This is a genomic window from Streptomyces sp. AM25, assembly GCF_058146165.1.
This window is the reverse complement of the sequence record NZ_JBKIWN010000030.1, coordinates 40,599-64,333: the sequence shown is the minus strand read 5'-3', so window position 1 is coordinate 64,333 and position 23,735 is coordinate 40,599. Positions and strand designations below refer to the sequence as shown.

The following is a 23,735-nucleotide window of genomic DNA, read 5'->3' as shown; positions in this document are numbered from 1 at the left end:
CAAGAGCAGCTGCGGCAGGGGGTTGAAGCGTGGCAGCTGCCGGTGGACTCCAAGAAGCGGACCGTCAAGGTCGGTGACCTGGTGGTGCAGGACTTCTACGAGCAGACGCATGTCTGAGTCGTCAAGCGCGTGTACCGCAACGGCAATTGGCTGGCCGAGACGGTGGGCGCACAGGACGGCTCGGTGTTCTCGGAGCAGACCAACCGGCTGTGCATCGTGACGCAGGAACAGGTGGACGCGCATGTCCGGGTGGATGTCGAGGACGCGGGGTACCGGGGGCGGATCGTTCAGGTGCTGGTGTCCAACCGCGCCGGGCAGTTCCGGGTTGTCTGCGAGTGCAAAAGGTGGACGGAAGTTGAGGAGCAGGGGCGTTCCCGCACCATTGCATGGCGGCCGACGGTGGAGGAGGCCCGCGACCTGTGGGAGGACCACTGTGCCTCGCACGTAGCCGCGCCCGCCGATGCGGACGAGAACCAGGCGGAGCCCGAGCCGGTCGAGGACGACGAAGAGCCGCTTCCGTACCACCAGCCGGGGTGCGACGGCGAAACGAAGTGGCTCTATGTGGCCGCGGAGGGCGTAGCAAGGATGCTGCGTGACTACCTCACGTGCGACTGCGGCGGGGTCAAGCTGGGCAACTTCCACCGCAACGCCCCCGCCATGAGTACGGGCACGATCTGCAACCCGAAGGGCATCCGCGAGGCGTGCACTGCAGGTGCCGATGCCCTCGCCGACCGCAACAGCTACGACCGTGTAGGCCCGTTCGTGGTACTGGACGAGGTGAGCAAACGAGCGCCCGTCGAGTGGCGTCACGCCCAGCGCACCGTACCGGTAGTCATCGACCCCAACAGCGCAGCACAGCAACGCTCTCTCGCACGGGACGCTGCCGACGCGGCAGCACGTGAGCAGTGGGAGGACGAGGGCGGCGCGGTGCCGGGTGTGCTGGTGCCCCGGCCTGTGCACGAACCGATGCCCGCGGACCCGGTCAGGCTGGCGCAGCTGGAGAAGCAGGCCCGCGTGCAGATGGCGTACCAGACCACCCAGGAAGCGCGGCGGGCGGCGTGGAGGATGGCCGGGGAACGGATCCAGGAGCAGCGCAGGCGCAGCAGGCAGCCGGATCCCACACCCCCGGCGGTCTCCGACGGTGAGTCGATCGCCCCCATGAATCCGGGATGGGCTCAGGAGTGGTGGTTGTTCACGGACGTCCACGGCTTCGGGTACGAGGTTCAGCACCGCTCGTCGCGCTGGCACGGGATGGCGCGGCTGGAGGAGCGGAAGACGCCCTTGGGGGTGTCGATCCCGGGCAGGTTGAAGCCGGTTATCAAGGGCGGCTGCGCGACGGCGGAGGGGCTGTTGGAGCTGTGCCGTGAGCAGGGCAGGCAGCGGGCCAAGAAGCACGCCGGTACACGGATGCTGGCGCGTCTGGCAGGGCAGGCGGTGGCCGGCTCGGCCCCGCAGGAAATTCGACTCGTCGGCACAACGCAGGAGCAGGAGAACACGGTGAAGGAGGACATGGTGCGCGAGCCCGTGAAGAACACGTTCGGCAGTCGGCTGCGTCAGGCGGGCCCGGCCCGGCAGAAGCTCGCGGGTGCCCGCAAGAAGGCCGTCCGGTACGTGCGGGAGACGCTGCCGCCCGCGGCTGCACGAGCCCGTGCCACGGGTCAGCAGGTGGCCAAGACCATACGTGCTCGCCTGCAGAAGCCTGCTCCCGCTGCTGTCTCCCACCGTCCCCCGGTCGACCTGAACGAGCAGCAGTCGACGGCCGTGCAGCCCACGGTGCCCGTGCCGGTGGAGGCGGCCCCGTGTGCCGCGCACATCGCGCGGGACGGGTCGGAGGTCGACGCCACCACGACGCTGTCACTCGGCGAACGAGCCTGGGGCCTGTGCCCCGAGCACACCGACCGGTTCGGGGCGCTGCTCGATGCCCAGTCGCAGACGCTGACGCTCGGTGGCCGTGAGTGGGCCGTGTCGTCCGAGCACGCCGAAGAGTTCAGCGCGCTCCTGGTGGGCGCGCTCGGCGAGCCCGGCGAAGCCGTCGCCGACACGGCAGAAATCCCGGACGAGGACGCAGCCGGCCACCCGGTGGAGGAATCCGTCGAGGAGTACCAGGACGACGAGGAGCAGGCGGAGGATGAGACCACCGTCGAGGCCCAGGAACAGGACGGCCAGGAACGCCCGTCGGTGATGCTCTCCGGTGAAGTGCCCGGCTATGACTGGGACGAGGCACGCGAGGCTCTGCGCAACGCAGGCTTCGACATTGCGGGCAGGGCCAAGGACTCCACCGTGCTGATCCTGTGCGGAGTCGGCGCGGAGAAGAACGCGACCAAGCTGCGCGACGCACGCGAACGCGGCATCCCTTGCATGGACGTCACCGAGCCCGGACGGTTTAAAGACGCGGTGTGCTCTGGTGAGTTCGTCGGTGGTGACCCGCTGCCCGAGCCCGTCAAGGCCGTGCACTCCGGCCTGACCGAGCGGGAGAAGACCGACTGCATCCGCAAGTGGGGCAGAGAGAACGGCTTCGAGCTGAAGGACCGCGGACGCCTGCCGCAACACGTGCGGGTCGCCTACGAGGAGGCCCGCGAACAGCAGCTCCAGGCCGCTTGATCTGGCGGGACGGGCGCGAGGCAAGCGCGCCCGTCCCGCGCCAACCCTACAAGCTCCGACAGATTGAAGAACCCTGTGACTACCCCGGTTTTCTACGGGCCGATCGGCCGCGCGGTCCGCGCCGTCGCCCCGTTCGCCGAAACCGACCCGCTCGGCATCTACGTGTCCGCCCTGTCGATGTGGTCGGCCGCGATCAGCGGCACGGTCACGGTGGCATCCCGCGGCAACGACAGGCCCGTCCTGCTGTGGTCCGCCATCGTGGGCAAGTCCTCCCGCGGCAAGGGCACCGCACGCTGGGCCGCTGACCACGTCGTCGGCCAGGCACTGAACCGGTTCCTGGCCACGCACACCACCTCCTCGCTCAGCTCCGGGGCGAGCCTGGTCAACCACCTGTGGCAGCAGCAGGGCGCCACCGAAGACACCGAAGCGGGCCGCGACGTGCGGGCCCTGGTGCTGGAGGAAGAGTGGTCGGAGGTACTCAAGCGGGCGAAGCGCGACCCGTCGTACACCACCAAACTCCGCCTCGCCTGGGACGGCGCCACGCTGCGCAACACCACCAAGGACGAAGCCCAGGAAGTCCGCAACCCGGCGCTCGTGCTGCACGCCCACATCACGCCGTCCGACTGGGCCACCTACGTCGCACTGTCCGACGCGGCAGGCGGCTCGTACAACCGCGTCCTGCCCTTCCTGCTCGGCGCCGTGCCCATGCTGGACGACGACGAGGCACCCCTCCCCACGGTCGACGACGACGCCCTCACCGACGCGTACGCGTGGGCAACCGCACGCCCCCGCCACATCGCCCTCGCGCCCGAAGCCCGCCCGCTGTGGCGGCTCGTGCGCCGGTACGCGCGCATCCTCAGCGAAACCCTGCCCGAGGACGAGGCCGTGTTCATCGAACGGACAGCAGAACACACCCTGCGCACCGCTGCCTGCCTGGCCGCCTCCGAATGCTCCGAGACCATCACCGAGGACATGCTGAACGCCGCCTTCACCCTCGTCCGCCGCTCCGTGCAGGATGCCGTCCGTATCGTCCGCAAGGCCGCAGCACGGAAGGCCAAGCGCCAGCCGCGCAGCGACCTGGACAAGGTCCGTGACATCCTCGCGCAGCACAGTGGCATGGCCACCGGAACCCAGCTCCTGCCGTACGTGAAGCTGCGGGCCGATGCCGTCAGAGCCCTGCCCGGCATGAAGACCATCGCGGTCCAGGAAGGGGCCACCGGCCGCGCCACGACCTACTACACCTTCAGCGACGAAATCGCCGAACAACTCCGGCAGCGATCGAAGAAGAAGACCCCGGCCCCGCAGCCGGCCCGTCCTGCCCCGGCACCTCGCCCCGCGGCCCAGCCGGTGAGGAAGCCCAAGCCTGCCACCCCGGCGAATCCCTTCCTCGCCTTGCTCTGAGCATGCAACAGATGGCAAGCCAGCCCGGACATTCCCGGCGCCGTGGACAGCAACCCCAACCGCCGCGAGCTGCGCAGGCACAGCATCCTGCTGGACTCGGTTGAGTCTCCCCTGGGGGGAGACAGCAAGCTGGGGGCATGGACAGCGACACGCTCTACTCCATCGGAGAACTATCCCGCCGGACCGGCCTGACGGTGAAGACCATCCGGTACTACTCCGACCAGGGAATCGTCCCGCCGACCGGCCGGAGCCCGGCGGGCTACCGGCTGTACGGCCTTGACGCACTCGCACGCCTGGATCTAGCCCGCACGCTACGCGACCTCGGGATCGACCTGGCGACCGTGCGCAAGGTGCTGGACCGGGACGCATCCGTACCCGAAGTCGCCGAAGCACACGCCGACGCCCTGGACGTACAGATCCAGACCCTCCGCCTGCGCCGCGCTGTCCTACGAGCAGTGGCCAGAGGCTGCCCCACAAGCACGGAGATAGACCTCATGCATCGACTCGCCGCGCTGTCCCGTGCCGAACAACACCGACTGGTAGCAGACTTCATCGATGACGCCTTCAACGGTCTTGACAGCAACCCAGAGTTCGTGGCCTTGATGCGCTCGGCCATGCCCGAGCTCCCCGACGACCCCACACCCGAACAGGTCGGGGCCTGGGCGGAACTCGCCGAACTCTGCCAAAACGCAGACTTCCGAACCGCGGTGCGGCGCATAGCTGAGGAGCAGGCGCAAGAACCGTCTCAGCAGGACCTAACCGACCTGCACGACGGCCTCAATCAAACGATGCGCGAACGAATCGACGAAGCCGTATCCACCGGCATCCTCCCCGCCTCCACCGAAACCGCGCCCCTCGCCCATTCACTGATCGACCTCTACGGCCACGCGTTCACGAGTGCCGGTGACGGCGATCTGCGCCGCTGGCTCCTCGCCCGCCTGCAGATGGCCGTTGACCCACACACCAAACGCTATTGGCAGCTCCTGGCAACGGTCAATCGATGGCCTGCATCACCAACGCTCGCTCCCGCCTACGCCTGGTTCACCAGCGTTCCTTGTGATGCCCCTACCACCGCAGTCACGTCTTGAGCTCCGAAGGACACCACGTGAAGTACGACGTTCTACAAATCTTTGGTGTAGCTCTCCTCGTCCTGGGGGGACAGGGAGCGATACGCCAGGTCGTCGACCACGGCAACGCCGGTCTACTCGGCTGGCTGCCAGGCGGATTCGCGGCCGGCCTCACCGTCTACATCATCGCCGTCGCCAGCGGCGCACTTGTCGCGGGCTGGGCACACGGCCAAGCAAAGACAGCCCAGCGCAGGAGCCGACGGGGCAACTGAAGGGCCCGCAGTATCGGACGGGGCTGCCCTGCTGACGCAGCGTCAATGCCCTAGTCGGCGAGGCCCACTTGTGTTGCGACCAGGGGGCAGAGCTGTCCGGAAAGTCGGCGATGAAAATTATCGAAAAGGAGACTTCATGAAAAATTTTAGAAGAGCCGCAGCCATTCTGGGTTCCGTTGTTACTCTAGCTTTTGCTGCACCAAGCTCACCTGCCCAAGCCGCTTCCCTGCCCTCGCTGGATCAAGCGGAGTCGAAAGCTTATGTGTATCTCAAAAACTGGAACAGCGGTAAATGTCTGGAGATTGGCAACGGAAGCGAGCAGAACGGGGCGCGGGCCCAGCAGTGGACCTGTAAAGGTCAGTTCGCATCCCAGTGGATCCTCTGGCCTGCCTCCAACGGGAATTACTGGATATATAACGTCAACTCCAGCAAGTGTCTGGAGATTGCCGACTCCCGTACCGACAACGGGGCTCCCGTTCAACAGTGGGATTGCAAGGACATAAGAACTCAGGAGTGGCAGTGGGCGAGCGACACCAGTCAGGGAGGCGCTTACTTCATCAACAGTAATTCAGGCCAAGTGCTGGAGATTGCAGATTCTCGCACCGATAATGGGGCTCCGGCCCAGCAGTGGAATGCTGCCAGCGAGCCCCATGGTCAAGTCTGGGAAGTGATGGCCAGGTAACCGATACGGCGACCCCGCTGGGGACTCGTTTCCCTTCCAGGGGTGACTCGGCCTCTGCCTGACCTGCAGGCCTGAAACAACAAAAAGCCCCGCCCATCCATTTGGACGTGCGGGGCTTCGTTTGTCGGCATTACTCTATTCGTGGTTAGTTAGTTCGCGTGACGCGACACGATCAATGCCGGGCTGCTCACCCGAATGCTAGAGCCAGCGCTGGTACTTACCGCCATTGTCAGGCTTCGTGTACACCTTGCCGCCGTCGCTGCTGTCGAGAACGAGGCCCGTTGCGACATTGGTGAGCTTCCACCCAGTGGAGGTCTTCGTCTCCCTCCACTTTTGATAGTTTCCCGAGTTGCACGGATTCAGGTAGACCCTACCCGCGTCGCTGCTGTCGAGACACCGGTTCCTCCCCTGGTCCTGAAATTCCTCTCGAAACTGGAAGACGCCGTTTGATACTTCCTTCTCACTCCATTCGCCCGCGCTACGGCCGCATGCGGGCGCAGTGGTGAGAACGCCTTCACTGTTCCAGGTCAGGCACCTTCCGGTCTGTGCATTCTTCCACTGGACGTTCCTGTCACCCCAGGCGAAAGCTTCGCCTGAAGTTCCAACTACCGCCAGTGGCGCCACAACTGCTGCAGCTGCCAGATGAGACAGCACTCGCTTCTTGATGTTCTTCATGCCGCTCCCCCTCCTTATAGGTCACGCATTGGATGGGGCATCTCCAAAAGGGATGCGCCGATCGATGGGAAGTTGATCTTACCCTTCCTTTACTTGGCCTATCAACACGCTTGACCTGTAGGCAGGCTAACGAGGCGCCACGTCTGGGCCGTTGAGCGACGTGTGCAGGCCGCTCCGGTCGGGCCGCCTCGTCGTCAGGGAGTCTTGCGTGCAGCTGCTCGGGCCAGCAGCTCGAACGCCTCCGCCGTCTTCGAGTTCTCCACACGCTGCGTGACCTCACCCGCGCCCAACAGCGCGGCCACCAGGCCAAGAATCGCTTCCTGAGGGAGGCCGTGCACGTAGAGGGCGACGAGGGGCGTGGCTGCTGCGGCGATGCTGTACAGCCGGGCCGGGTGCTCGCGGGCCAGTTCCAGAATCGGGTAGGCCGCGGCCGGCCCGCGGTGCCGACCCCTTTTCGGTATGGATGCCATTACGCCGCCGCCCATCCGAACTCGCGCTTCAGGCGGGCCAACTGGCGCTTGCCCGGCAGGCCGTCAGCATCCGAACCCCGGTCACCAATCTTGATCTGATACCGGCGCACGGACTCCTTGTCGGCCGAAGTCCACACCGGACCAGGTCCCTCCTCGTACGCGGAGCATCCCGCGGCGACGAGCATCCGGCCAAGGGCTGTGATGTGCCAGCCCTCCGCACCCGGGCCGTAGGCCAGGCCGTCAATTACCACCTGCCCGGAGGCCGGGGTGCTCGGCCGGGAACTGCCCCCGGAGGGAAGGTCGTCCTCGGAGGCCTCGTGACCGAAGTAGGTGACGCCGTCGCGGCCCTTCCATGCCGGGTCGGCGACGACGATGCCCTCGGGGTAGTCCGGGTAGCCGTATCCGTAGACGTAGGACGACTTGCGGGAACGGGCCATCCGGTACACGCCATCACCCTCCGGGGAACCGCGTCACCGAAGACGGCTGCCTCCGTGCTCCGGAAGGCGGAGAGGCAGCGGCAAAGGCCATGGTCGACCAGCTGCTGTGGTGGGCCAGGGCACTCCGGCGCGCCCGGAGCGAATCCGCCTACCAGCGCTGAGTTCTGACGAGTGGATGCGAAATGAGTCATTTGACTTTCTCCGGCCTGCCGGAGATCCGACGCTCCGATGTGGCATCGATTTTCGTCGGCCAACGACATGAACCGGACCGTGCTGGAGCACAGGCCGTACTGGAACGGACGGTTGCGGAGTGGAGCAGTACCCCATGGCCCGCCGGGATTCTCTCGTTCAACTGCTACCTGAGCACCGAGGAGGACACGGTGCTGACCTATACGCAGTGCTCCGACGGGGATTCCTACGTGCCATTCGTGGACTCGCTGCGCGGACCCGCCAGGGCCGGAGCGGTCGAATACCGGCTTCGCGCCAGCGTGGTGCCGCAGGGGACGTCCGGCGTCCCGGCGTGCGTGGTCATTGCCATGTTCGACGTCGACGGCGCCGAACGACAGGAGCGGGTCATCGCTTCTCTGACCGACGCGCTGGACGGGCCGCCGGACAGCGGGCCGCCCGGCATGCTGTCCGCGAACTTCCATGTCAGCACCGATGCCACCCGCGTGCTCAATTATGCGGAGTGGACATCGGACGAGGCTCACCTGGCGTTTCTCGACAGTGCGGCCCGGGTGACCACCATGCGGGTGAGCGGTGACATCCCGGGGGTTCGGCCCATCGGGTTCAGGCGGTATCACCTGTACCGCAGTGTCGGCCGCCGGATCGCTTGATGTCTGCTGCCGGCACATTTGAGCTCCCCTGACACTGATTTGACATTCCCTGGCAGGCTCCTGCGGAACTTCTGGTTCCAATCGAAAGGTTTCAGCGGCTGCTATGGGAAAACACCGCTGTGCCGCCGAAAATGGACCCGTGGTTCTGTCGGATTGCCGAAGGGGATTGATAATGGCGAACGCCCCTGCCGGCCTGCCGGCCATCGACCGTCCGGACGTCGATGCCGTCCTTGTCGAAATGATCACCGTCAATGGCCCCGGTCTGCAGGACGAGGTGGCCGATGCGATGTCCGCCCACTGGAAAACGGCGGAGTGGCCGGAGGAATTGCTGTCCGCCAGCTGCTACCGGAGCTCGGACGGCAACTCCGTGCTGGCGTACGCCCAGTGGTCGTCCCGCGCGGCGCTGCAGGTCTCCTTGCAGCAGGAAGGGAGCATCTCCCGCCCTGCTCCGGTCTGGGGGGTGGGAGATGCCCGGTCCCTGGGCCCCGGTCCGTACCAGCTGTACCGCGTTGTCCGTGGTGGAGCGATACCCCAGTCGGCGCCCGTGCCCGAGTGCTTCCCCGCAGCAGTCTTCCCGATGGCCGGTGCAGAGGCGGCCCGTCAGTGGATCGACGGGTTGCTGGCGGCGGAGGAAGAGGCGGAAGGGGAGGAGCGGGCCTATCCCGGAGCCATTGCTGCCAACTTTCACGTGAGCCAGGACGGCAGCAGCGTGCTCGTGCTCTCCGAGTGGGCCTCCGAAAAGGAGGCCGCCGACCACATCGACGAGGTGATCGAGCCGTTGCTGGACGCGGCGGGCGGAGGCGACGCGGGTGCTCTCTACACCCACTGGCTGACCCTCACGGCCTCGGAGGCCTGAACGCCGTCGACACGTCCGGATGGCAGCAAACATCGTGTCCAACGGGGGAGTCCATGTATTTCGCCATTCTCGGCCCGATGGAAGTCTGCGGGGATCGCGGACCGTGCGGGCCCGCCTATCCCATGAGCCGTCAGGTGCTGTCACTGTTGCTCGTCCATGCCAATCGGATGGTTTCCATGGAGAGCCTGGTGGAGGAGCTCTGGGGCGACAGTCCCCCGAAGCTTGCCCGGAAGACTGTCCAGACGCACGTCTACCACGTGCGGAAAGCTCTGCGGGACGGTGCCCGGGACGGGGCAGGGGTGGAAACGGCGCAGCGCGGCTACCGGATCCGTGTCGACAAAGGACAGCTGGACCTGTGGCGTTTCGAGGAGCTGTGTACTGCAGGGAGGGCGGCACTGAGCGGGGGGTGCCCCGAGGCCGCCTCCGGCGCCTATCGCGAGGCGCTCGCGTTGTGGCGGGGACAGGCCTTCTCGGGAACGGAAGCCGGCGTGTTGCTCTCGGCCCAGCGGGCCAGGCTGGAAGACCTCAGGATGAGCGCCCTGGAACAGCGCATCGAGGCCGATATGGCGCTGGGCAGGCACCGGGAACTGCTCAGTGAGCTGAGGGGCTTGGCCATCGACCATCCGCTCAATGAGGTGATCGCAGGCCAGCTCATGCGCGCCGCAGCGCGCTCGGGGTACCGGCAGGTGGCGCTCGACGCCTACCGGCGGCTCCGCGCGACCATGGTCGACCAGCTCGGCCTGGAGCCCTCGGCGAAGGTGAAAGGACTGCAGCAGGGCATTCTGGAGGATGTCCTGCCGCCCGAGCACCGATCCGCGGCTCCCGTCGACGAGGCGGTTCACCTGGCCGCTCCGGCAGAACTTCCGCCGGCGATAAGCGACTTCACCGGTCGGCAGGAGGAACTGAAGGTGATCGTCACCGCGGCCCGCCCGGCGGGCGGTGATGCGGACGGTCCGTCCGTCCGTATCGCGGTGGTGTCAGGCGGTGTCGGATCCGGGAAGACCGTGACGGCCGTCGAGGCGGCGCATCGGCTGCGGGCGCATTTCCCCGGCGGTCAGCTCTTCGCCACCTTGCACCGGTCCGACGGCACTCCTGTGTCCGCTCGGGACGCGCTGGCCTCCCTGCTCATGTCCTCGGGTCACTCCGGGCATCGGCTGCCGGAGGCCGTCGAGGACCTGGCCAGGCTGTTCCGCAGCTGGACGGCAGAACGTCGCATGCTGGTGGTGCTCGACGACGCTCACGGCCCCGAACAGGTGCTGCCGCTGTTGCCCAGCAGCCCCGACTGTTCGGTGGTGATCACTTCTCGCCGGCGCCTCGAGGGGCTGCCCGGGGCCGTCACCCGTATCCCCCTGCAGGGGATGAGCAAGGACGAAGGGGTGGCACTGCTCGAGCGTATTGCCGGAGCGGAACGGCTCGGACGGGAGCGTCGCGCCGCCGAGGAGCTGGTGCGGCTGTACGACGGGCTTCCGCTGGCCGTTCGGGCTCTGGGAGAGCGTCTCTCGGCTCGTTCGGACCTGCTGGTGGGCAATCTGCTGGGCCGGGCGCGTCAGGACGCCCAGCGGCTGGCGGTTCTCCGGGGGCCGTGGAGCGATCTTCTCGCCCGTCTCGTGCAGGCGCACCTCCGGCTGCCGGAGGCGGAACGCGAACTGCTCGCCTTCCTGAGCCGGCTGCCGAGGCCGGTGCTCGAGCAGGAACTGCTGCAGGCCATGGAGCGCTCCGGCCGGTTCTCCGGGGAGTTCGGCCGCTTGGTCGAATCGCTGGTGGTGGCCGGCTTCCTCGAGCTGCACACATGCCGCAAGGGATCGGCCTTCACCGTTCCGGAACTGTCCCGGCGAGTGCTCGCCGAGCACGCTCCGTCCTCCCCGTGCATGCCGCTCCCGGCCGTCGCAGCGGATGCACAGGCCGACCTCCCGTCCGCCGGCCGCGCCGGCAGGAGTGCAGCGCTGACCTGTTGATGCGCTCGACATGAACCGATCGGTTCAGGTAATTGTTTGCGTGGGTTGTGCGCAGGCCCGGCTGGTGGGGCAACCCTACGTCGGCAGCGCCGTGTTGAACGGTCGGAGCGAGGAGAACAACATGAAGCACTTCGTGGTCCAGGGCGGCACCGACGGGATGGGCAGGGCCATCGCACTCGCCTGCCTGAAGCGCGGGGATGCCGTCGTGGTCATCGGGCGTGACGAGCAGAAGGGAGAGTCCTTCCTCGCTGCCGCGGATGAATCGGGTGCAGTGGAACGGGCTTCGTTCATCCGCGCGGACCTGGGCCTGATCAGCGAGAACGAGAGGGTCGTTCGGTGGGTCACGGACAACTTTCCTTCCGTGGACGGCCTGGTGCTGTGCGCGCGCCACTACCTCTCGCAGCGACGGGAGACCGTGGAAGGTCGGGAGGCCACCTTCGCGCTCTTCTACCTGAGCCGGTACCTGCTCGGCCACGGCCTGCGGGCGCTGCTGGAGAAGGCCGAGGAGCCGGTCATCATGAACGTCGCGGGTCCCGGGTCGCCGATGGGTGAAATCAACTGGCAGGACCTGGAGTTCACCCGGGAGTACCACGGTCTGGCTGCGCAGATGCAGGGCGGCAAGGCGAACGACCTGCTGGGCGTGGCCTTCGCGGACAAGTACGGATCGGGCCGTACCCGGTACGTGCTGTTCAATCCGGGCAGTGTGTCCACCAGCTTCTCCGGAGAGTATGACGCGGAGACGAGGCGTCACATCGAGGCGATGAAGCGCACGGCCAAACCAGTGGAAGCAGGTATCGCACCCATCGTCGAAAAACTGTACGCGCCTCCGGCTGAAGCGTTGAGCGCATTCGTGGAGGGACGCCGGATGAGTCTGGAGGACAGGTCCTTCGACGTGCGTGCTGCCCGCAGGCTCGATGAACGGACCCGGGTGCTGCTCTCCCACTGAACGGAGCGGACCGGCCGTCCCGGTACGGCCGGTCCATCCCGTACTCGGAAGCCTTTCTGCCTACTTGACGACGTGGAGGTTCCCCTCTTGCGCCTCTCTTCGCCCCCGGCCGGTGGTCCTGTCCGCAGAACCGAGTTCGATGCGGGCGGCCTGGTCCTCTCGGGGTTCCTGGCCCTGCCGGAGGCTGTTCCGCCCCGAGCCGTGGTGGTGGCGCTTCACGGCGGAGGCATGCGCGCCGGATATTTCCACGGGCAGGCGGACCCGGCCACCTCATTGCTGACGCTGGCTGCGTCCTGTGGTTACGCTGCGCTTGCTCTGGACAGACCTGGTTACGGGCTTTCGGCGCCGGCGGTACCGGAGGGGATGGGGCTCGCTGGACAAGCGGCCCGGGTCCGTGCGGTGTTGACCGACTATGCGCGCCGCCTTCCGGTAGGAGCGGGGTTCTTCATGGTGGGGCACTCGCTGGGTGGAAAGGTTGCGCTCTGCACTGCGGCCGACTGGTCGGCCGACCACCTGCTGGGAGTGGATGTTTCCGGGCTCAGCGACCGCTGGGCCGCAGATCCGGCGCTGCTGACGGGAGCGGACGGGCTGCGCGCTCGCGGGCTGCACTGGGGTCCTCTCTCCCTCTATCCGCCCCGGACTTTCCGGTTCGCCGAGGAACTGGTGGCGCCGGTCCCCTTCGGGGAGTTGGCGGAGGCGGTGAACTGGCCGAGCAGGTTCGAGGAGGTGGCGCGTGCCGTGCGAGTTCCGGTGCGCTTCACCTACGCAGAGCATGAACGCTGGTGGCGGTGTGATGCGCAGACGGTGAGTGCCATGGCCGGACGTCTCACTGCCTCGCCCCTGGTGCGCATCGATCACCAGGCACGTGCGGGCCACAACATCAGCCTCGGCCGGGTCGCCCGAAGCTACCACCATCGCGTCCTCTCTTTCCTGGAGGAGTGCTTGGTCCGTCAGGATTCGGGCCGGGAGTGAGTCACGCAGCACTTGCCCCGTCACCCAGACGGAACCCGATACCTCGGACCGCGATGATCCAGTCGGACGAACCGAGCTTGCGACGCAGGCTGTTGACGTGAGTGTCGATCGTCCGGCTGCGGCTGATGTCGGTGTCGTGCCAGATCTGCTGGAGGATGCGTCGCCGGGTGACCACCTCTCCCGGCAGGGAAGCCAGGAGCTGGAGCAGGTCGAATTCCTTGCGCGTGAGCGACAGGGCGTGGCCGTGCAGCAGTACGGTGCGCGTGGCCTGGTCGATGATCAACGGGCCCAGGTCCGCACGGGCAGGGAGCGCGGCGTCGGGGCGGGCGCGACGCATCACGGCGTCGACCCGGGCCAGCAACTCACGCAACCCGTACGGCTCGACCAGATAGTCGTCGGCGCCCGCCTGGAGAGCCAGGACACAGTCGAGTTCGCTCCCGTTGGCAGTGATCGCGAGGGTGGGAGTGTTCCGCGCAGTTGCAATGGAACGGCACACCTCCAGTCCGTCGACGTCCGGGAGGTCGAGGTTGAGGAGTACGACGTCGGCGTCGGCGTGCTCGCGGAGAGCTGCTGCTCCGGAAGTGACGGCTCGGGCATCGTGTCTGTGCCGTTGAAGCTGTCGGCTCAAGTCATGCGCGGAGACTTCGTCACTGTCGACCACGAGTATGCGCCATGACCTGCCCGGCACGCTGCCTTGCTGCCGGGGCAGCGACGGCAGAAGCGGTAACGCGACCGGTGTGGATGTCTGCACTTGCTCTCCCCTGTGGCCGGGTGCATGGGTCACGGCAGTAGTGGTGCAGGTGCTCTGTGACCACGACGGCATGTGTTGCCGCGCGTATAGGCGAAGGAGTGCAAGGCCCCCCCGTCCGAGCCCTTTTGCGCTGCCTATGGAAGCGTTGCATGCGCAGCCCTGAAGGTCGATGTATATATCACCAAAGTTGATGTCGTCCATCTGGCTGCCACCCGCTTGCCCGCATGCAAGAGCCGGGTCCGCGCTCGGCGCGGCCCCGGCCCTGTCATGCCGCTTGTGCGGCTGTCCACAAGCGATTCGGCTCAGACCGTAACGGTCTCATGCACCGACGGGACCGCCTCCCTCGGCGAGCGCATGCTCCTCCTGCCGGTCACCGTCATCCTGCTGCTCTGCGGGCGCAGTCCTGGGGCGACCGGGAAGAAGCGGAGTGGCGGCCAGAATGACCAGACCCACCGCGAAGACGAACCAATAGGCGTCCTGGAACCCGCCGGTCCCACCGGAGCCCTTGTCCGTGCCGACTGCTGCGAGGATCAGGGCGACGCAGGCCACGCCGAGCGCTCCGCCGAGCTGATTGAGGTTGTAGAGGACGGAGCTGCCCTGCGGTACCTTCTCGGGCGGCAGCGTCCGGTACAGCGATCCCATGGTGGGTGCGCCCACGGCGCCGAGCCCCAAGCCGATGGCGAGCGCGGCCATCGCCGACCACGCCTCACTGTCGCTCGCACCGAGCCGGGTGAGGACGACTGCTCCGAGAGCTGTGAGAGCCGCTCCGCCGCCCACCAGACTGCGTGCCCCGAACCGGTCGCTGAGTCGCCCGGCGAGAGGCATGGCGAGTGCCGATCCGATGCCCAGTGGGGCCACCAGGAGGCCGGCTGCGCGGGCGCCGTGTCCGTGCACCACCTGGTAGTACAGCGGCAGTGCGAACAAGCCCGCATAGGTGCCGAGCCCCACCAGCCCCTGCACGACGACACTCGCGGCGAAGCTGCGACTGGCGAAGAGCCGGACGTCGATCAATGGTTCGGTCTCCCGGGCGTGCAGCGCGTGGATCACGTACCCGGCAAGCAGCGCGAGCCCGGCGGCCAACGGGATCAGCACGGAGGGCGCGCCGAAGCCGGCGTGCTGGCCGGCCTCGGTCAGGGCCAGCACGATCGCCGCGAAGCCGGGTGCCATCAGCACGGCACCGACGATGTCGAGACGAGCTCCCGGCCCTCGTGCCTCCGGCGGATCGGCCGGGACGACCCGCAGCGCGAGCAGGACGGCGACGATACCGATGGGCAGGTTGATGTAGAACATCCAACGCCAGCCCAGGGATTCGAGCACGATGCCGCCCAGCACCGGTCCGAGTACCGGGCCCAGGGACAGTACGACGCCCATCATGCCCATGACGCGTCCAGCTCTGCTGGGTCCTGCGGCGCGGGCCAGGATCACCAGGACCAGTGGGTCGACGACCCCCGCCCCGATGCCCTGGACGATCCGGAAGCCGATCAGGCTGGTCACGTTCCAGGCGAGCGCGGAGGAGATCGAGCCCACGAGGAACAGCGCAAGGCCGAAGAGCCACAGTCTCTTCACGCCGTACCGCCTGACGGCCCAGCTGGTGATCGGGATGGTCACGGTCAGTGCGAGCAGATAGCCGGTCGAGGCCCAACTGATCGAGCTCAGCGACGTGCCGAACTCGTCGGCGAGGGAGTCGGCCGCGACGGTGACCATGGTGCTGTCCAGGATCCCCATGATCCCGCCGAGCAGGGTGACACCGATCAGCCGTAAGAGGGCGGCATCCAGGCGGTCATCTCTGGCTTGAGACATGTCTTTCCTAACCGTTGAGCGCCTAGTAAAGATCTTTGAACCGACCGGTTCAGTCTACTGGTCAAGTCGGTGCAGGCTCAACCTTGTTGGGTGCCCAGTTGAACTGATCGGTTCAATCAAGTGCTGTGGCGGTACGATGCCGGGGTGAACGGAGCCAAGACGTCAGAAGCGAGCAGGCGCGGCGGGGCGCGCGGGCGCATCGACAAGCGGCAGGCGATCCTCGAATCCGCCTTCCGGACCTTCGCCCGTGAGGGATACGGGCAGTCCTGCGTAAGGGAGATCGCAGCCGAGGCGGGCGTGGCCAAGCCCACCCTCTACAACCACCTCGGCGACAAGGAGACGCTGTTCCGCGAGGCGATGCTGGCTGCCGTCGGGCGCACGGTCGTCAGCGAACTCGCAGCACTCGACCGGTTGCGTGACCCCGAGGGCGGGATACGCGCCATGCTGGAGGAAACGGGCTACCGCCTGCTGCGGAGCCATTGCGACGAAGAATCCCAGGCGCTGCGATGCCTGCTCCATGCCGAAGGACCCCGGTTTCCGGACCTCTTGAGGGACATTCAGCGGAGCGGTGCGCAACGTGTGAGTGAAACGCTCGCCGACCGCCTGGCCCGCCTCGTGCTCTCCGGCCAACTGCGTGCGAGCGACCCTGAACTGGCGAGTGAGCAGTTCCTCGCGTTGCTGACGGGGCCGATGGAGCTGCGCTCCAGGCTGGGTACACGCCGCGTTCCCGCCGCTGAACTGCGCGCTGTGGCAAAGGCTGCCACCGACACCTTCCTGTACGCCTACGCCTCGCCGGCCCCGAAGGCGCGGGCCTCCGACGCGGCGTCGTCCGGCACGGGTGGCACGTCATGATGACAACGCTCGTCACCGGCGCGAACAAGGGTTTGGGGCTGGAGACCGCCCGACGTCTTGTCGAGGCGGGTCACACCGTCTACCTCGGCGCACGTGACCCCGACCGCGGCCGAGTGGCTGCGGAGCGGATCGGTGCGCAGTGTCTCGAACTCGATGTGACCGGTGACGAGTCGGTCGCGGCAGCGGCGGCTTCGTTGCGGGAACAGGCTGGTTGCCTCGATGTCCTGGTCAACAATGCAGGGATCACCGGGCCTCTCAAGGAAGCCTCGGAAATGACGGTCGACGACGTCCGGACGGTGTACGAGACCAACCTCTTCGGGGTCGTGCGTGTCACTCAGGCGTTTCTGCCGCTCCTCCGGGCGAGTAGCGCTCCTGCCGTTGTGAACGTGAGCAGCGGCCTGGGGTCGTTGGCCATCGCCCAAGATCCCGAGCAGTATGTCCCGCTGCTGCCCGTCTACTATCCGAGCCTGGCGTACAACTCTTCCAAGGCTGCCCTCAACATGCTGACCGCCCAGTATGCGAAGGCGTTTCCCGGAATTGTGTTCAACGCCGTGGACCCGGGCTGGACCGCCACCGATCTGAACGGACACACGGGTGTTCAATCTGTCACCGAAGGTGCCGAGGTGATCGTCCGCACGGCGTTGGCGGGCGGAGAACGCCCGACGGGTGGATTCTTCGGGAATGCCGGCCCGGTCCCCTGGTGAACTGCCGGCTGCCCCTCGGAGCGGGCCGGTGCCGTGGGCGTACCCGTCGGAGTCACGCATGGGGTACGCGGCGACTGCCCGGTATCAGCATGGGGCCAGAGGGCCGGACCGATCACGACGGGGCGCCTGTTCTGCCGATGCTGTGCTGTTCGGCAGCCCGGACATCGGTGGTGCGATCAAGCCGGCGGCGAGCGCTTGGGTCACCGCGTCCAGCCGGGACACAGCTCCCAGCTTCCGGAAGGCGGCGTGCAGATGCCGTTTGACCGTACCGGTGGTGATGCCCAGGCTGTGACCGATCTGCTGGTTGGTCATGGCCGACGCCACACCGCGCAATACCTCCGTCTCGCGGCGGGTGAGTGCGGGTGAAGGGCTCCTGACGGCATTCCGTACTGCCGGAGGGGCGAGCGTGCGCACCGTGGACAGCAACTCGTCCAGGTCGGCGCCCCGGGGCAGGTAGGTGTGCAGTCCGGCAGCTTCCAAGGCGCGGCGGTCGGCCATCGAGTGGCGCACCGACAACGCGACCACAGCCGGCCTCGGAGACAGACGGTGCAGCGATTGCATTGTGCGCACCAAGGCATTGTCCATGGCCCAGGGCTCCAGGACGACCACGTGCGGATGCAGGGCCGCGGTCCTGTGCACCAAGTCGTGCTCATTGGCGGCCTGTGCCAGGACGGACATGTCTGCCTGGGAATGCAGTAACTCCGCAAGCGCATCGCGTAGCAGAGCAGTCTCACCGGCGACGAGAATGGTCAGGCGAGGCATGAATCCCCCTCGATGTGGGTTGTGACGCTGGATGGTGACTGATGCGAACGGGCCTTGGCGATGGGGTCTTCGGAGCAGCTGAAAGTTTAATGAACTCGTGTGCTGATCCTGGCTCAGATTGCCCAAAATGTTGACGGAAGGCTGCCGGAAGTGTGCAGTGGGCGGGATGCTGATCAGTTACGGCGATGTGGTGACGGGGCGTTGTGTCCCGGTGCTCCTGAGTGAAGCCCCGGGCATCGTCCGCGCTTGGCAATCTTCTGTAGATTTCCTGTACTTGGCCTGCTCGATGCCGGCGGCGGACTGCGCATAATGAAGCGGTCGGCCCGGGTTCCGCGCTCACCCTGAAAGGGAGTTGTATGGCCAAGTTGCAGAACAGGACGGCGCTCGTCACCGGGGCCAGCCGGGGGATAGGGCGCGGTATTGCGCAGAGGCTGGCCCGTGACGGTGCGCTCGTCGCGGTGCACTATGCGACCGATGCCTCCGCGGCGCAGGAAACCGTGAGGTCGATCGAGGAGGAGGGCGGGCGTTCATTCGCCGTGTGTGCCCGGCTCGGTGGGACGGGTTCCGTCGACGAGCTGATGAACAAACTGAAAGAAGGGCTCGAAGTCCGGGCGGGCGAGACCACGTTGGACATACTCGTCAACAATGCAGCACAGACGGGGTTCGGCGGTGTTGCTCCCGACGATGTCACGGAGGAGATGCTCGATCGGTATTATGCAGTGAATGCGAAGGTGCCGTTCCTTGTCGTGCAGCGCGCCATGGTCTTGATGTCCAGAGGCGGGCGGATCGTTAATATTTCTTCCGGTATGACACGTTCCGCCTTCCCGGCGCAGATCAGCTATGCGATGAGCAAAGGTGCGATGGAGCAGATTACTCTGCACATGGCTCCCTGCCTTGCTGCCAAGGGAATCACCATTAACACCGTTGCCCCTGGGGTGACCGACAACGGCGACCCGGTCTTCGACGACGCGGAGGCCCTGGAGGAGATGTCCCGGCTGTCGGTATTCGAGCGAGTCGGTGGGGTTTCCGATATTGCCGACATCGTGGCCTTCATGGCGTCCGACGACTCTCGCTGGATCACGGGATCGTTCATCGATGCCACCGGGGGCACGCTGCTCCGCTGAGAGCCGCCGATCGTCCGACTGGGTGCCATGGTGCGGATCCGGCCGGACATCCGCATGGCGCCGAGGGGTCTGTGTGTTCAGCCGGCCTGCAGTGCGGCCGCGGCGGGCGAGGCCGAGGTCGTTCTCCGGGCGTAGGGGCGGGGTGCGGGGAGGGGTGTCGGGAGTGGCGCGTTCTCATGGGTGACCCCTGACACCTCTTGTCACGTTCGCGGGCCTTCCGTTTCAATGCCCGGCAACGGTTAGGAAACTTTCCTAACAAGCCACCGGGAAACGGAGATCCGCATGCTCGCGAGCACGTGGAAGAAGACCACCCCCATCGCCCTGATCGGTGCCGCCATCGTCCTTCCCGCCTCCCTCGCCCTCGGCGGCGTGGGGCAGGCGGCCGCGGCGGAGCACGGGCTCCAGGACGCCTCCGCCACCGCCCTGATACGCGCCCAGGGCGCCGGGCTCGACGACCCGCACGAGAAGGACATCGCCATGCAGCTGGTGTCCAGCGCGGAGAACTCCTCGCTCAAGTGGCGCGACCAGTTCAAGTACATCGACGACATCGACGACGGCCGCGGCTTCACCGGCGGCATCATCGGCTTCACCTCGGGCACCGGCGACATGCTCGAACTCGTCGAGCGCTACACCAAGCAGAAGCCCGACAACCCGCTCGCCAAGTACCTCCCCGCCCTCCGCAAGGTCAACGGCAGCGACTCCACCGCCGGCCTGGGCAGCGCCTACAAGGCCGCCTGGAAGAAGGCCGCCCTCGAGGACAAGACCTTCCGGGACTGCCAGGAGGCCGAGCGCGACCGCGTCTACTTCGGCCCCGCCGTCGACCAGGCCAGGAAGGACGGCCTGCGCACGCTCGGCCAGTTCGCCTACTACGACGCGATCGTCATGCACGGCCCCGGCAACAGCAAGGACAGCTTCGGCGACATCCGCAAGCACGCCCTGGCCAAGGCCAAGCCCCCGGCCCAGGGCGGCGACGAGAAGACCTACCTCAACGCCTTCCTCGACGCCCGCAAGACGGCCATGAAGCACGAGGAGGCGCACAGCGACACCAGCCGTGTCGACACCGCGCAGCGCGTCTTCCTCGACAACGGCAACTTCGACCTCAAGCCGCCGCTGAAGTGGAAGGTGTACGGCGACTCGTACGAGATCAAGGAGTGACGGACCGCACGACCGGCCGCCCGCCCGCGCATTGCGCAGGCGGGCGGTCCTCATGCGAGCGTCAGTGCAACTCCATGTCGCAGCACGAATCCCGGCGCAACTGGCGCCCCACCGCCGCCCAGCCGCCGTGCGGATGCGGCTGCCGCGCCGCCGGAGCCGCCGCGTGCTCGTACGCCTCGACCAACTCCCGCTGCTCGTAGAGCACTCCGCCGCGCAGCACCGACGGCGTCCGCACGAGCACGTCGAAGTCCTCGAACGGATCGCCGTCGACCATCGTGGCATCGGCGAGCTTGCCCGCCTCCAGCGTGCCCAGGTCCCGTTCCGCACCGTACGCCCGTGCCGCCAGCACCGTCGCCGTGCTCAGCGCCTGGGCCGGCGACAGGCCGTAGCGGTGCAGGGCGCGCAGCCCCATGTGCAGCGAGAGACCGACGGGCACCAGCGGGGCGTCCGTGCCCAGGGCGACGATCCCGCCCTCGGCCAGGACCCGGCGGTAGACGTCGATCTCCCGGCTCAGCGCGCCCAGTTCGTCCTCCGTGGGCGCCCGGCCCGCCGTCTTCCGCACCAGGTCGACGTCCCACGGCGGCATCAGCTGCGTCACCCGCGGATCCTCCGCGAGCGCCGGGTCGCTGCCCACCAGCGGCACCGAGGTGAAGATGGTCGCGATCATGTGGAAGTCCACGCCGCGGGCGGTGTAGATGTTCACCAGGTCCTCGTACGAGCGACCTGTTGCCGTCGTGGCGTGCCCGAACTCCAGCCGCTGCGTGGCCTGCAGATGGGTCGTCAGATCCTGGCCCAGCTGCACACCCGGCGTGCACAGATGACCGCCGCTGCGCACCCGCAGCCGCTCGTGCGCGAACCGCGCCGCCTCCTCCATGATCCAGCCCGGGGCGCGCACATAGGTCTTCACGAAGTCCCAGTCCAGCGCCGTCGCACGGGACAGCGACCGGCGCAGCCCCTCGCGGGTGCGGTGCGCGCGGCCCATGCTGTACGCGACGCGCGGACCGTCCAGCAGCTCGCCCGTGGCCAGCAGCCGCGGCCCCGCCAGCGCCCCGGCGGCCACCGCCTCGCGGATGCGGGCCTGCTCGTAGGCGAAGCCGCCGAGCGAGACGGCCGTGGTGATGCCGTACGCCAGCTGCAGCGCGGTCTGGCGGCCGCCGTAGGTGTACTGCCAGGGGTGGGTGTGCGCGTCCCAGAGCCCCGGGATCACCGTCTGCCCGGACGCGTCGACCGTACGCACGGCGGCCCGGCGCGCCCGGTGCGGTTCGACGGCGGCGATGCGGCCGTTGCGGATCACCAGGTCGACGTCCTCGCGCACCGCCGTGCCCGTGCCGTCCCAGAGCCGCCCGGCGTGCACGACCGTGTCGGCGGGGGCGGGCCGCCGGTAGTCGAGCCTGACGGGGAGCGTGCGGGCGGATCCGTCGGCGGTGTCGAGCAGCCGCAGCCGCCCGGCCGACAGGTAGAGGATCTTCCGGGAGTCCGCGGACCAGGAGGGATGGTCGGCGGCCTCGTCCGTCAGCCGGCGCGGCGCACCGTCCGGGGTGCCGTCGGGGCGCACGGGCAGCAGCCACAGTGCCGACTCGACGATCACCGCCATCGAGCGGCCGTCGGGGGACCAGACGGGCCCGGAGTCGTAGCGGTCGGAGACCGAGGCGTGCGGGGCGACCGCGTGCAGCCGGGCGGTGCCGGTCGTGGTGTCGACGACCCTGATCAGGTTGTAGCCCTCGCGGAAGCGCTGGTTGAGCCGGTTGCGGTCGCACAGCGCCACGTAGCGCCCGTCCGGCGACCAGCTCGGCCGCCCCGGGAGCCCGCCGGCACCCATCGGCGCCGCGAGCACCCGCTCCGTACCGGCCGCCAGGTCGCGGACGATCAGGTTGCCGGAGAGGTCCAGGCACGCCAGCCGGGCGCCGTCCGGCGAGAGCGCGGGGTGGACGCGTCCGCCGCCCGCCAGGGCGGTCTCGGTACCGGAGGCCAGGTCACGGCGGCGGGCGGCGAGCAGTCCGTCACGGTCGTCGGCGTAGATCAGCGACTTGCCGTCGCGCGACCAGGAGGGTTCGAGGATGTAGCGGGTGGGGTCGGCCTGCACGATCTTGCGGGGCCGGACGGCCGCCTTGCCGTCCGAAATGTCCGCGACCCAGAGCGCATTGAGCGCGGCGAAGGCCACCTGCCGGGCGTCCGGGGACAGCGCGGGCAGATGCACGGAACGGACCCGGCTCACGCCGCTCGTGGCGACGTCGTACTGCTTGACCTTGTAACGCGGCCGGTCGACGGGCAGCTTGGCGGTGAAGGGGATCGTGGTGCGGTCTTCGGTCGCCGGTGCCGACGGCCGGAGGACGGTGAACTGCCCGCTGACAGTGACCAGCAGCTCGTCGCGCGAGATCCAGCGCGGGGGAACGGGCTCCAGGTCCCCGTCCAGCGGCACGGCCTCCCCGTCCACCACCAGCGTGCAGGAGGCGGCGGGCGCGGGGGTGGTCCGCAGGTAGGCCAGCCGCCCGGCGGGGGACAGGGCCGGCGTCATCAGCTGGGCGGCGGTCGTCCCGTCGGCGTGCTCGGTACGCACCGGCCCCGCGCCGTCGGCCGGCACGGACGCCACCGTGCGCGCGTCGAGTCCGCTCCCGGCCGCGACCTTGCCCCGCACGAACCACAGCCGCTTGCCGTCCGGCGACCAGACGGGGTCGAAGTCCTCCCAGGCGCCGTCCTGCCCCGGGCCCTCCTGCCCGGACAGACCGGTGACCTGGTGGAGCGCACCGCTGCGGACGTCCACGGTCCAGATCCGGTACGGGCTGCCCGTGACCGGGTCGCCCGCGCGCTCCGAGGCGAAGGCGATGCGGGTGCCGTCCGGCGACCAGGACGGGCCGCGGTCGTCCCAGGGCCCGTCGGTGAGCTGGTGCAGGCCCGACCCGTCGGGCCGCAGCGTCCAGATGTGGAACCCGCCGCCCCGGTACGCGCAGACCGCGAGCCGCCGCCCGTCCGGGGAGTGCACCGGCCGGGTGGGCTCCAGGTCGGGCGGGGTGACGGCGACGGCGTCGCCGCCCTTGCGGGGGATGGACCACAGGACGTTCTGCACCTCGGCGATCAGCCGGTCGCCGGAGGGGGCGAGGGAGGCGGAGCCGTTGGTGGCGGCGGTGAAGGAGAGGGCGGGGGTGGTGGCCGTGGTGCCCGTGGTGGCGGCCGGGGCGTCGGCGACCGCCGCGACCGCGTCCGTGGGGAGGGCGGCAGCGGCACCGGCCACCGCGGCGGTCCCGGCGGCGGCCTGCAGAAATCTGCGCCGGGAAAGGGGGGACGGCTCGGTGCCCGTGGGGCCGGTGGTGTCCAACAGTCCTCCTGCGGCAGGGGAGTTGCGAACGGTGAACCCCTGATGGTGGCATGAGGGACTGGCCCAAGGTCAACACCGCGGAGGTGGTTGATCATGGGCGGTTG

General features: G+C 67.9%; 21 protein-coding genes. 14 read left to right on the top strand and 7 right to left on the bottom strand.

Annotation, left to right across the window (positions count from 1 at the left end):
* Nucleotides 1-129: 129 nt before the first annotated feature.
* The 5 genes from ACLHRZ_RS30635 to ACLHRZ_RS30615 all read left to right on the top strand — a co-directional run bounded on the left by ACLHRZ_RS30635 (nucleotide 130) and on the right by ACLHRZ_RS30615 (nucleotide 6,023).
* A complete protein-coding gene (locus ACLHRZ_RS30635) occupies nucleotides 130-2,601 on the top strand; it encodes an Lsr2 family DNA-binding protein (protein ID WP_490421826.1) in 2,472 nt (823 codons plus the stop codon).
* A gap of 75 nt (nucleotides 2,602-2,676) precedes the next feature.
* Entirely contained in the window at nucleotides 2,677-4,002 is a 1,326-nt protein-coding gene (locus tag ACLHRZ_RS30630) for a YfjI family protein (protein ID WP_490421825.1), read from the top strand.
* A 137-nt stretch (nucleotides 4,003-4,139) separates the two neighbouring features.
* A complete protein-coding gene (locus tag ACLHRZ_RS30625; protein ID WP_490421824.1) occupies nucleotides 4,140-5,090 on the top strand; it encodes a MerR family transcriptional regulator in 951 nt (316 codons plus the stop codon).
* 17 nt (nucleotides 5,091-5,107) lie between these two features.
* Nucleotides 5,108-5,341 (top strand): hypothetical protein, encoded by a 234-nt coding sequence (locus ACLHRZ_RS30620; protein ID WP_490421823.1) that lies wholly within the window; start codon nucleotides 5,108-5,110, stop codon nucleotides 5,339-5,341.
* 136 nt (nucleotides 5,342-5,477) lie between these two features.
* Nucleotides 5,478-6,023 (top strand): RICIN domain-containing protein, encoded by a 546-nt coding sequence (locus tag ACLHRZ_RS30615; protein WP_490421822.1) that lies wholly within the window; start codon nucleotides 5,478-5,480, stop codon nucleotides 6,021-6,023.
* A gap of 198 nt (nucleotides 6,024-6,221) precedes the next feature.
* On the opposite strand, the gene ACLHRZ_RS30610 is transcribed toward ACLHRZ_RS30615, so the two are convergent.
* The 3 genes from ACLHRZ_RS30610 to ACLHRZ_RS30600 all read right to left on the bottom strand — a co-directional run bounded on the left by ACLHRZ_RS30610 (nucleotide 6,222) and on the right by ACLHRZ_RS30600 (nucleotide 7,605).
* The gene (locus ACLHRZ_RS30610) at nucleotides 6,222-6,698 is read right to left on the bottom strand and encodes an RICIN domain-containing protein (RefSeq protein ID WP_490421821.1); all 477 of its coding nucleotides are present in this window, start codon (nucleotides 6,696-6,698) and stop codon (nucleotides 6,222-6,224) included.
* A gap of 194 nt (nucleotides 6,699-6,892) precedes the next feature.
* On the bottom strand, nucleotides 6,893-7,168 hold the full coding sequence (locus ACLHRZ_RS30605; protein WP_490421820.1) for a hypothetical protein: 276 nt from the start codon (nucleotides 7,166-7,168) through the stop codon (nucleotides 6,893-6,895).
* Nucleotides 7,168-7,605, bottom strand: a complete 438-nt coding sequence (locus ACLHRZ_RS30600) for a peptidoglycan-binding protein (protein WP_490421819.1) — start codon at nucleotides 7,603-7,605, stop codon at nucleotides 7,168-7,170. The genes ACLHRZ_RS30605 and ACLHRZ_RS30600 overlap by 1 nt, the downstream gene beginning before the upstream one ends.
* Before the next feature lie 182 nt (nucleotides 7,606-7,787).
* On the opposite strand from ACLHRZ_RS30600, the gene ACLHRZ_RS30595 reads away from it, so the two are divergent.
* The 5 genes from ACLHRZ_RS30595 to ACLHRZ_RS30575 all read left to right on the top strand — a co-directional run bounded on the left by ACLHRZ_RS30595 (nucleotide 7,788) and on the right by ACLHRZ_RS30575 (nucleotide 13,170).
* Nucleotides 7,788-8,441: an antibiotic biosynthesis monooxygenase family protein gene (locus ACLHRZ_RS30595; RefSeq protein ID WP_490421818.1), complete on the top strand. Its 654-nt coding sequence runs from the start codon at nucleotides 7,788-7,790 to the stop codon at nucleotides 8,439-8,441.
* A gap of 172 nt (nucleotides 8,442-8,613) precedes the next feature.
* A complete protein-coding gene (locus tag ACLHRZ_RS30590) occupies nucleotides 8,614-9,297 on the top strand; it encodes a hypothetical protein (protein WP_490421817.1) in 684 nt (227 codons plus the stop codon).
* 53 nt (nucleotides 9,298-9,350) lie between these two features.
* The gene (locus tag ACLHRZ_RS30585) at nucleotides 9,351-11,252 is read left to right on the top strand and encodes an AfsR/SARP family transcriptional regulator (protein WP_490421816.1); all 1,902 of its coding nucleotides are present in this window, start codon (nucleotides 9,351-9,353) and stop codon (nucleotides 11,250-11,252) included.
* A gap of 10 nt (nucleotides 11,253-11,262) precedes the next feature.
* On the top strand, nucleotides 11,263-12,198 hold the full coding sequence (locus ACLHRZ_RS30580; RefSeq protein ID WP_490421815.1) for an SDR family NAD(P)-dependent oxidoreductase: 936 nt from the start codon (nucleotides 11,263-11,265) through the stop codon (nucleotides 12,196-12,198).
* A gap of 72 nt (nucleotides 12,199-12,270) precedes the next feature.
* On the top strand, nucleotides 12,271-13,170 hold the full coding sequence (locus tag ACLHRZ_RS30575) for an alpha/beta hydrolase (RefSeq protein ID WP_490421814.1): 900 nt from the start codon (nucleotides 12,271-12,273) through the stop codon (nucleotides 13,168-13,170).
* Between the two features lies 1 nt (nucleotide 13,171).
* Here ACLHRZ_RS30575 and ACLHRZ_RS30570 read toward each other — a convergent pair whose 3' ends face one another.
* A complete protein-coding gene (locus ACLHRZ_RS30570) occupies nucleotides 13,172-13,993 on the bottom strand; it encodes a response regulator transcription factor (protein ID WP_490421829.1) in 822 nt (273 codons plus the stop codon).
* Between the two features lie 246 nt (nucleotides 13,994-14,239).
* Entirely contained in the window at nucleotides 14,240-15,721 is a 1,482-nt protein-coding gene (locus tag ACLHRZ_RS30565) for a DHA2 family efflux MFS transporter permease subunit (RefSeq protein ID WP_490421813.1), read from the bottom strand.
* 144 nt (nucleotides 15,722-15,865) lie between these two features.
* On the opposite strand from ACLHRZ_RS30565, the gene ACLHRZ_RS30560 reads away from it, so the two are divergent.
* Both ACLHRZ_RS30560 and ACLHRZ_RS30555 read left to right on the top strand, forming a co-directional pair.
* Nucleotides 15,866-16,573, top strand: a complete 708-nt coding sequence (locus tag ACLHRZ_RS30560) for a TetR/AcrR family transcriptional regulator (protein ID WP_490421812.1) — start codon at nucleotides 15,866-15,868, stop codon at nucleotides 16,571-16,573.
* Nucleotides 16,570-17,277, top strand: a complete 708-nt coding sequence (locus ACLHRZ_RS30555) for an SDR family oxidoreductase (RefSeq protein WP_490421811.1) — start codon at nucleotides 16,570-16,572, stop codon at nucleotides 17,275-17,277. Before ACLHRZ_RS30560 ends, ACLHRZ_RS30555 begins: the two co-directional genes overlap by 4 nt.
* Nucleotides 17,278-17,361: 84 nt before the next feature.
* Here the strand turns inward: ACLHRZ_RS30555 and ACLHRZ_RS30550 are convergent, their stop codons facing one another.
* Nucleotides 17,362-18,039 carry a response regulator transcription factor gene (locus ACLHRZ_RS30550; RefSeq protein WP_490421810.1) on the bottom strand — a complete coding sequence of 226 codons (678 nt, stop codon included), beginning with the start codon at nucleotides 18,037-18,039 and terminating at the stop codon, nucleotides 17,362-17,364.
* 356 nt (nucleotides 18,040-18,395) lie between these two features.
* On the opposite strand from ACLHRZ_RS30550, the gene ACLHRZ_RS30545 reads away from it, so the two are divergent.
* Both ACLHRZ_RS30545 and ACLHRZ_RS30540 read left to right on the top strand, forming a co-directional pair.
* A complete protein-coding gene (locus ACLHRZ_RS30545; RefSeq protein WP_490421809.1) occupies nucleotides 18,396-19,163 on the top strand; it encodes an SDR family oxidoreductase in 768 nt (255 codons plus the stop codon).
* A gap of 282 nt (nucleotides 19,164-19,445) precedes the next feature.
* Entirely contained in the window at nucleotides 19,446-20,318 is an 873-nt protein-coding gene (locus ACLHRZ_RS30540; protein WP_490421808.1) for a chitosanase, read from the top strand.
* A 61-nt stretch (nucleotides 20,319-20,379) separates the two neighbouring features.
* Here the strand turns inward: ACLHRZ_RS30540 and ACLHRZ_RS30535 are convergent, their stop codons facing one another.
* Nucleotides 20,380-23,631 carry an amidohydrolase family protein gene (locus ACLHRZ_RS30535; protein WP_490421807.1) on the bottom strand — a complete coding sequence of 1,084 codons (3,252 nt, stop codon included), beginning with the start codon at nucleotides 23,629-23,631 and terminating at the stop codon, nucleotides 20,380-20,382.
* Between the last annotated feature and the right edge of the window lie 104 nt (nucleotides 23,632-23,735).

Coding starts and splice junctions, on each gene's coding strand:
- ACLHRZ_RS30625 (WP_490421824.1), top strand. CDS start 4,140: ATGGACAGCGACACGCTCTACTCCATCGGAGAACTATCCCGCCGGACC.
- ACLHRZ_RS30615 (WP_490421822.1), top strand. CDS start 5,478: ATGAAAAATTTTAGAAGAGCCGCAGCCATTCTGGGTTCCGTTGTTACT.
- ACLHRZ_RS30610 (WP_490421821.1), bottom strand. CDS start 6,698: ATGAAGAACATCAAGAAGCGAGTGCTGTCTCATCTGGCAGCTGCAGCA.
- ACLHRZ_RS30605 (WP_490421820.1), bottom strand. CDS start 7,168: ATGGCATCCATACCGAAAAGGGGTCGGCACCGCGGGCCGGCCGCGGCC.
- ACLHRZ_RS30600 (WP_490421819.1), bottom strand. CDS start 7,605: ATGGCCCGTTCCCGCAAGTCGTCCTACGTCTACGGATACGGCTACCCG.
- ACLHRZ_RS30595 (WP_490421818.1), top strand. CDS start 7,788: ATGAGTCATTTGACTTTCTCCGGCCTGCCGGAGATCCGACGCTCCGAT.
- ACLHRZ_RS30590 (WP_490421817.1), top strand. CDS start 8,614: ATGGCGAACGCCCCTGCCGGCCTGCCGGCCATCGACCGTCCGGACGTC.
- ACLHRZ_RS30585 (WP_490421816.1), top strand. CDS start 9,351: ATGTATTTCGCCATTCTCGGCCCGATGGAAGTCTGCGGGGATCGCGGA.
- ACLHRZ_RS30580 (WP_490421815.1), top strand. CDS start 11,263: ATGAACCGATCGGTTCAGGTAATTGTTTGCGTGGGTTGTGCGCAGGCC.
- ACLHRZ_RS30570 (WP_490421829.1), bottom strand. CDS start 13,993: ATGCCGTCGTGGTCACAGAGCACCTGCACCACTACTGCCGTGACCCAT.
- ACLHRZ_RS30565 (WP_490421813.1), bottom strand. CDS start 15,721: ATGTCTCAAGCCAGAGATGACCGCCTGGATGCCGCCCTCTTACGGCTG.
- ACLHRZ_RS30555 (WP_490421811.1), top strand. CDS start 16,570: ATGATGACAACGCTCGTCACCGGCGCGAACAAGGGTTTGGGGCTGGAG.
- ACLHRZ_RS30550 (WP_490421810.1), bottom strand. CDS start 18,039: ATGCCTCGCCTGACCATTCTCGTCGCCGGTGAGACTGCTCTGCTACGC.
- ACLHRZ_RS30545 (WP_490421809.1), top strand. CDS start 18,396: ATGGCCAAGTTGCAGAACAGGACGGCGCTCGTCACCGGGGCCAGCCGG.
- ACLHRZ_RS30540 (WP_490421808.1), top strand. CDS start 19,446: ATGCTCGCGAGCACGTGGAAGAAGACCACCCCCATCGCCCTGATCGGT.